This is a genomic window from Candidatus Sodalis sp. SoCistrobi (genome assembly GCF_900143145.1).
GTDB lineage: Bacteria > Pseudomonadota > Gammaproteobacteria > Enterobacterales > Enterobacteriaceae > SoCistrobi.
In genome coordinates this window covers 1-5,018 of sequence record NZ_FRDB01000208.1, presented here as the reverse complement: position 1 = coordinate 5,018, position 5,018 = coordinate 1, and the positions used below count along the sequence as shown (strand labels likewise).

The window sequence follows — 5,018 nt, the reverse complement described above, 5'->3', positions numbered from 1 at the left end:
TGATAGCTCGAGCGACAATATTTAATAACCTAGTCATATCATCTTCCTCGTGTTTGGACATCGTAAATGGGGTATAGCCCCAGTGTAGTAGTACGCTGTGTTGTTAAGCAAGAGAAAAATTACCCCGCCCCCTCAACGAAGCGGGGCCACCATCAGTGCCTCTGCGCGAACTGGCCGAGCTCGGACTCATGCCAGCGGGTCAGTGTATCAGTGAGCATGAAGGCGTTGCTCTGGCTTGCCTCAGTAAGCAGGCTATCTATTTCGCCCATCACGCTATCCACGTTCTCACGCTTGCGCACAAGCTGCCGGATGGTTCGCCTCTTGGCCTCTACCATAGCGGATTTTGAGGCGTTTTGTGCGCTTTTGTTGAGATGATGCACGTAAGCTGTACTGCATGGTTATGCAAGTTACGGAACGGGGTATTCTGAACGGGTATTCTGAAATATTCTGAAGGCTAAGGGGCTACTTACGTAACCCCTTGAAATAATGGTGCCCGGACTCGGAATCGAACCAAGGACACGGGGATTTTCAATCCCCTGCTCTACCGACTGAGCTATCCGGGCAACGAGCCGCATTAAACCGTATTGGCTCGTTTTCGTCAACGGGTTTATCCTGGAAATACGCGAAACCGCCGCCAATTGCTGAGTTTTCAGGCAAAATGAGGAAAATTCAGCTCAAGGCGCCATTTTTACGGCACAACGCCAAACGTAAAATATCCTCCGCCAGGCGACGCGCAACCGCCACATCCTGGGCGTTATGTTTGACCAGCAATTTACTCAAACAGCCCTCAAGCACCAGCTCCATCTGCTGGGCGACCATGGTCGGATCGTCAGCCTCCAGCTCTACCAGCAGCGCCCGGGTGTAGCGGTAAGAAGCCTGTTTTTGCCGTTCGGCCAACTGATGGATCGGGTGCGTTGTTGCGGGGTAAAAGCTGCAGGCGGCAATAAACAGGCAGCCTGGGTAACGCTGTTGCTCAACCTGCTCTGCCAGAATATGATAGCGCGCCAGCAGTTTTTGCTGCGCATCCATCGCCTCATCTTGCAGTACGCGGCTACGCCATTCGTCGACCTGGCCGGCATGATACTGCAGGCAATCATGATGTAACGCTTCCCGATCCGGCCAATAAGCGCTCAACTGTGGCAGCGTCAGAGTCAGTTCCTCGGCCAGCATCGGCAATGAAACCCGCGCGAAACCGCGTTGCTCAAGCAGGCTCAACGCCCGATCGCGTATGTGTTCTCGTTGCACGTTTCCTCCTGGTTAACCGGCAGTTGCCTTGCCTGAGTGTCGCTCACGGGGACAGTTTCCGCAAATGTTGTGCAAACTCCGCCGCGTTCATAAAACCGGTTACTCGCGAGCCGGGTACTTCATTGCCGCGGCTGTCGAAAAACAAAATGGTGGGCAGACCCATCACGCGCAGTTGGCCAAGCAGCATTTTCTGCGCTGGTGCATTGGCGCTGACATCCGCCTGTAGCAGGGTCAGGCGGTTCATTTGTTCGACCACGGCGGGATCGCGAAAGGTATATTTATCAAACTCCTTACAGGCCACGCACCAGTCGGCGTACAAATCAAGCATGACCAATTTTTCGGGGGCGGCGTTAAGTGCCTGCGTGATCTGCGCTAGCGTTTGAACAGGCTGAAACCGCGGTGCGGCGTCGGTGGCTGACGCCGTGCCGGCCGGTGCGACCCAAAGCCAATCCTGCAGCGGCCGCGCGCTGATCAGCGTCAAGCCCAGCAGGAGCACCGCCAACCACCGCGCGCCGCGCCAGCGTGCCTGCAGGCACAGCATAAAAGCCCAGCCGAAAAACGCGACGCCCAGCAGGCTCCAAAGTCGCGTGCCCCAGCTATCGCCCAAGACGCGCTCCAGCAAGAACACCGGCAGCGCCAGAATAACGAAGCCGAATCCTTGTTTGACCTGCTGCATCCAGGGGCCACTCTTGGGAAGCAGCCGATGGCCGAACAGCGCGACCAATATCAAAGGAATGCCCATCCCTACCGCATACAGCCACAGGGTGAAACCGCCGAACCAGAGATTCCCGCTCTGAGCGATGTAGAGCAAAATGGCGCTTAGCGGTGCGGTAGTGCAGGGGGAGCAAAACAGACCCGCCAGGGCGCCCATGATAAAAACGCCGGGCAGGGTGCCTTGACGCTGGCGGTTGCTCCACAGCGCCAGACGGGTCTGTAGCGCCGGGGGTAATTGCAGGTTAAAGACGCCAAACATCGACAACGCCAGCAGGATAAACAGTATGGCAAGCCCGATCAGCAGGGCGGGTTGTTGCAGCGCCGCCTGAAATTGCAGGCCGGCGGCGGCTACCGCGACCCCTAATAGCGTGTAGGTGATAGCCATTCCCATCACGTAGACCACCGCCAACAGCAATACCCGGGAGGTGCTGAGTTGTCGTCGGTTGCCGAGGATCACCGCGGAAATCAGTGGATACATCGGCAGCACGCAGGGCGTAAAGGCGATGCCGATACCAATAAGCAGCGCCCACAGCGGGGAAAACGGCACTTTATTGCTTTGGGGCGGAGGCGCCGGGGTGATAAGGCTTTGGCCGACGGCGGGTGAGGGTGCCGGGATGAGGGCGACGCTACCTGGCCCTGCCCCGCCTGGCGGTGTTGCTGCTATGGCCGACAGGGGGATGACCTGGGTTTCTGGCGGGTAGCAAAAGCCCGCTTCGGCGCAGCCTTGCCAGCTGACGCGAAGCTGGCTGTCGTTTTGGGCCTGCGTCAGCGGCACCGTGATGAGCAGCTCATCGCGGTAAATCGCCACATCGCCGTAAAATTCGTCATGGTGGCGGCTACCGGCAGGCAGCGTGAAGGCGCCGAGGGTCGCATTGACCGGCTCCAGCTGGATTTGCTGGCGGTACAAATAGTAGCCGGGATGGATATCCCAGCTCAGCCTCAGTTGCGACCCCTGCTGGCGGAAATCGAAGCGGAACGCTTGTTCCGCAGGAATGAACTGGTTGCCATGAGAATTGCCGAACAAGGCGGCATGGGCAGGCAGCAGCGGCAGCAGGCATAGTAGCCATGCCAGCAATATCAGCGTAAAGCGTCGTTGAGCCATGATAGATAATCGGGATCGCCGCCTATGACGGGCAGGACCAATAACTCCGGGGTTTGATAGGGATGATGGGCTTTAATTTGCGCGAACACGGCCTGTTGCAGAGGCGCGTGGCTTTTGATAAGCAATTGCACTTCAGCCTGTTGTTCGAGCGCGCCCTGCCAGAAATACAACGACGTGGCGCCGGGCAACAGAGTAACGCAGGCGGCAAGCTTGCCGGCCAACAAGCGCCGGGCGATGTCGCGGGCGCAGGCGTCATCGGGCGCGGTGCAAAGGATGAGACACCACCCCGGGTTCTCGGGCTGTAGGCGGTCGCCGCCCGGTTTGCCCTGTGGGTTAGCTGCCATTATCACCCCTCGTGTGGAAAACGCCGGCGGGCATTATAGCCTGTTCGCGCCGCCGGCGACAGTGCAGGGTCAGGACGGGGTGTCGTCGGAATAGCGTCTGGCCTTGTATTCTGGATACATCAGGTTTTGTAGCGAGAAAATATCGTCTAATTGCGCTGCGGTAAGCAGGCCGCGCTCAAGCACCACCTCTCGGACGCTTTTCCCGGTTTCCGCACAGATTTTGCCGACGATGTCGCCATTGTGATGGCCGATAAACGGGTTGAGATAGGTCACGATACCGATGGAATTAAAGACATATTGCTCGCAGATGGTCTGATTGGCGGTAATACCGCCGATGCATTTATCCTGCAAATTGTAACAGGCATTAGTAAGAATATGCAGCGACTCAAACATCGCCTGGCCGATGACCGGCTCCATCACGTTCAACTGTAACTGACCCGCTTCCGCCGCCATGGTGATGCACGTATCGTTGCCGATAACCTTAAAGCACACCTGATTCACCACTTCCGGCAGCACGGGGTTGACCTTGGCGGGCATAATCGACGATCCCGCCTGCAGTTCGGGCAGATTGATTTCGTTGAGGCCGGCGCGCGGTCCTGAAGACAGCAGCCGCAGGTCGTTGCAGATTTTGGATAGCTTCACCGCCAGGCGCTTTAAGGCGCTATGGACCATAACATAGGCGCCGCAGTCGGAGGTGGCTTCAATCAAATCCTCGGCCGGGACGCAGGGCAGACCGCTTATCTGCGCCAGCTTCTCAACCGCCAGTGCTTGATATCCCTCCGGGGTGTTGAGACGGGTGCCGATGGCGGTCGCACCGAGATTCACCTCCAGCAGCAATTCAGCGGTACGCAGCAGGTTTTTGTTTTCCTCTTTTAACAACACGTTAAAGGCGTGGAATTCCTGTCCGAGCGTCATGGGAACCGCGTCCTGCAGCTTTGTCCTGCCCATTTTCAAAATACCGGCAAATTGCTGCGCTTTCTGTTCAAAGCCCGCCCCCAAGTAATCGATCGCTTCCACCAAACGCTGAAGCGCGTGATATACCGCCAGGCGAAAACCGGTGGGATAAGCGTCATTAGTGGACTGACATAAGTTAAGATGATCATTGGGATTGAGGAATTGGTATTCCCCTTTCTGGTGCCCCATTAATTCCAGGCCGATATTTGCCAGCACTTCATTTGTGTTCATATTAACGGAGGTGCCGGCGCCGCCTTGAAATACGTCTACCGGAAACTGATCCATGCAACGTCCCCGGACCAGCACTTCATCGCAGGCGCGGGCGATGATGTCGGCAATACTGCGCGGCAATGTCTTCAGTTCCTTATTGGCCAGCGCGGCGGCTTTTTTAACCATCACCATGCCGCGTACCAGCTCGGGAATATCACTGATACGCGTGTTGCTGATGTAAAAATTCTCGCTGGCGCGCAAGGTGTGAATGCCATAATAGGCGTCAGCCGGATAGGCGTCAGCCCACCTCGTTATACACATCTCTGTTCGTGCCTGAGCGCGCGTAGCGTTTCGGCGGCCGTCATGACTTTCTGCAAGCCTTTCCAGATAGTTTTTGCGCCTGGCTCACCGTCGCCTTTTCGAGCAAGAAAGCCTCCGAGTTGCGCAAC

5 protein-coding genes and 1 tRNA gene are annotated in these 5,018 nt (G+C 57.0%); all 6 read right to left on the bottom strand.

Annotated features, from left to right (window positions below):
• Positions 1-487 precede the first annotated feature (487 nt).
• Positions 488-563: transfer RNA gene (locus CINSTRO3249_RS12670), tRNA-Phe, on the bottom strand.
• A gap of 106 nt (positions 564-669) precedes the next feature.
• Positions 670-1,245, bottom strand: a complete 576-nt coding sequence (locus CINSTRO3249_RS12665; RefSeq protein ID WP_074013542.1) for a division control transcriptional repressor DicD — start codon at positions 1,243-1,245, stop codon at positions 670-672.
• Positions 1,246-1,288: 43 nt separating this feature from the next.
• Positions 1,289-3,061, bottom strand: coding sequence for a protein-disulfide reductase DsbD (locus CINSTRO3249_RS12660; protein WP_074013541.1), 1,773 nt, complete (start codon positions 3,059-3,061; stop codon positions 1,289-1,291).
• The gene (cutA, locus tag CINSTRO3249_RS12655; protein WP_084790226.1) at positions 3,037-3,405 is read right to left on the bottom strand and encodes a divalent cation tolerance protein CutA; all 369 of its coding nucleotides are present in this window, start codon (positions 3,403-3,405) and stop codon (positions 3,037-3,039) included. The genes CINSTRO3249_RS12660 and cutA overlap by 25 nt, the downstream gene beginning before the upstream one ends.
• Before the next feature lie 69 nt (positions 3,406-3,474).
• Positions 3,475-4,890 carry an aspartate ammonia-lyase gene (gene aspA, locus CINSTRO3249_RS12650; RefSeq protein WP_074013539.1) on the bottom strand — a complete coding sequence of 472 codons (1,416 nt, stop codon included), beginning with the start codon at positions 4,888-4,890 and terminating at the stop codon, positions 3,475-3,477.
• Positions 4,881-5,018, bottom strand: a 138-nt coding sequence (locus CINSTRO3249_RS12645; RefSeq protein ID WP_074012293.1) for an IS4 family transposase, incomplete at its 5' end; no start/stop codon positions are given. The genes CINSTRO3249_RS12645 and aspA, both read right to left, overlap by 10 nt.

Coding starts and splice junctions, on each gene's coding strand:
- cutA (WP_084790226.1), bottom strand. CDS start 3,405: ATGGCAGCTAACCCACAGGGCAAACCGGGCGGCGACCGCCTACAGCCC.
- aspA (WP_074013539.1), bottom strand. CDS start 4,890: ATGTGTATAACGAGGTGGGCTGACGCCTATCCGGCTGACGCCTATTAT.
- CINSTRO3249_RS12660 (WP_074013541.1), bottom strand. CDS start 3,061: ATGGCTCAACGACGCTTTACGCTGATATTGCTGGCATGGCTACTATGC.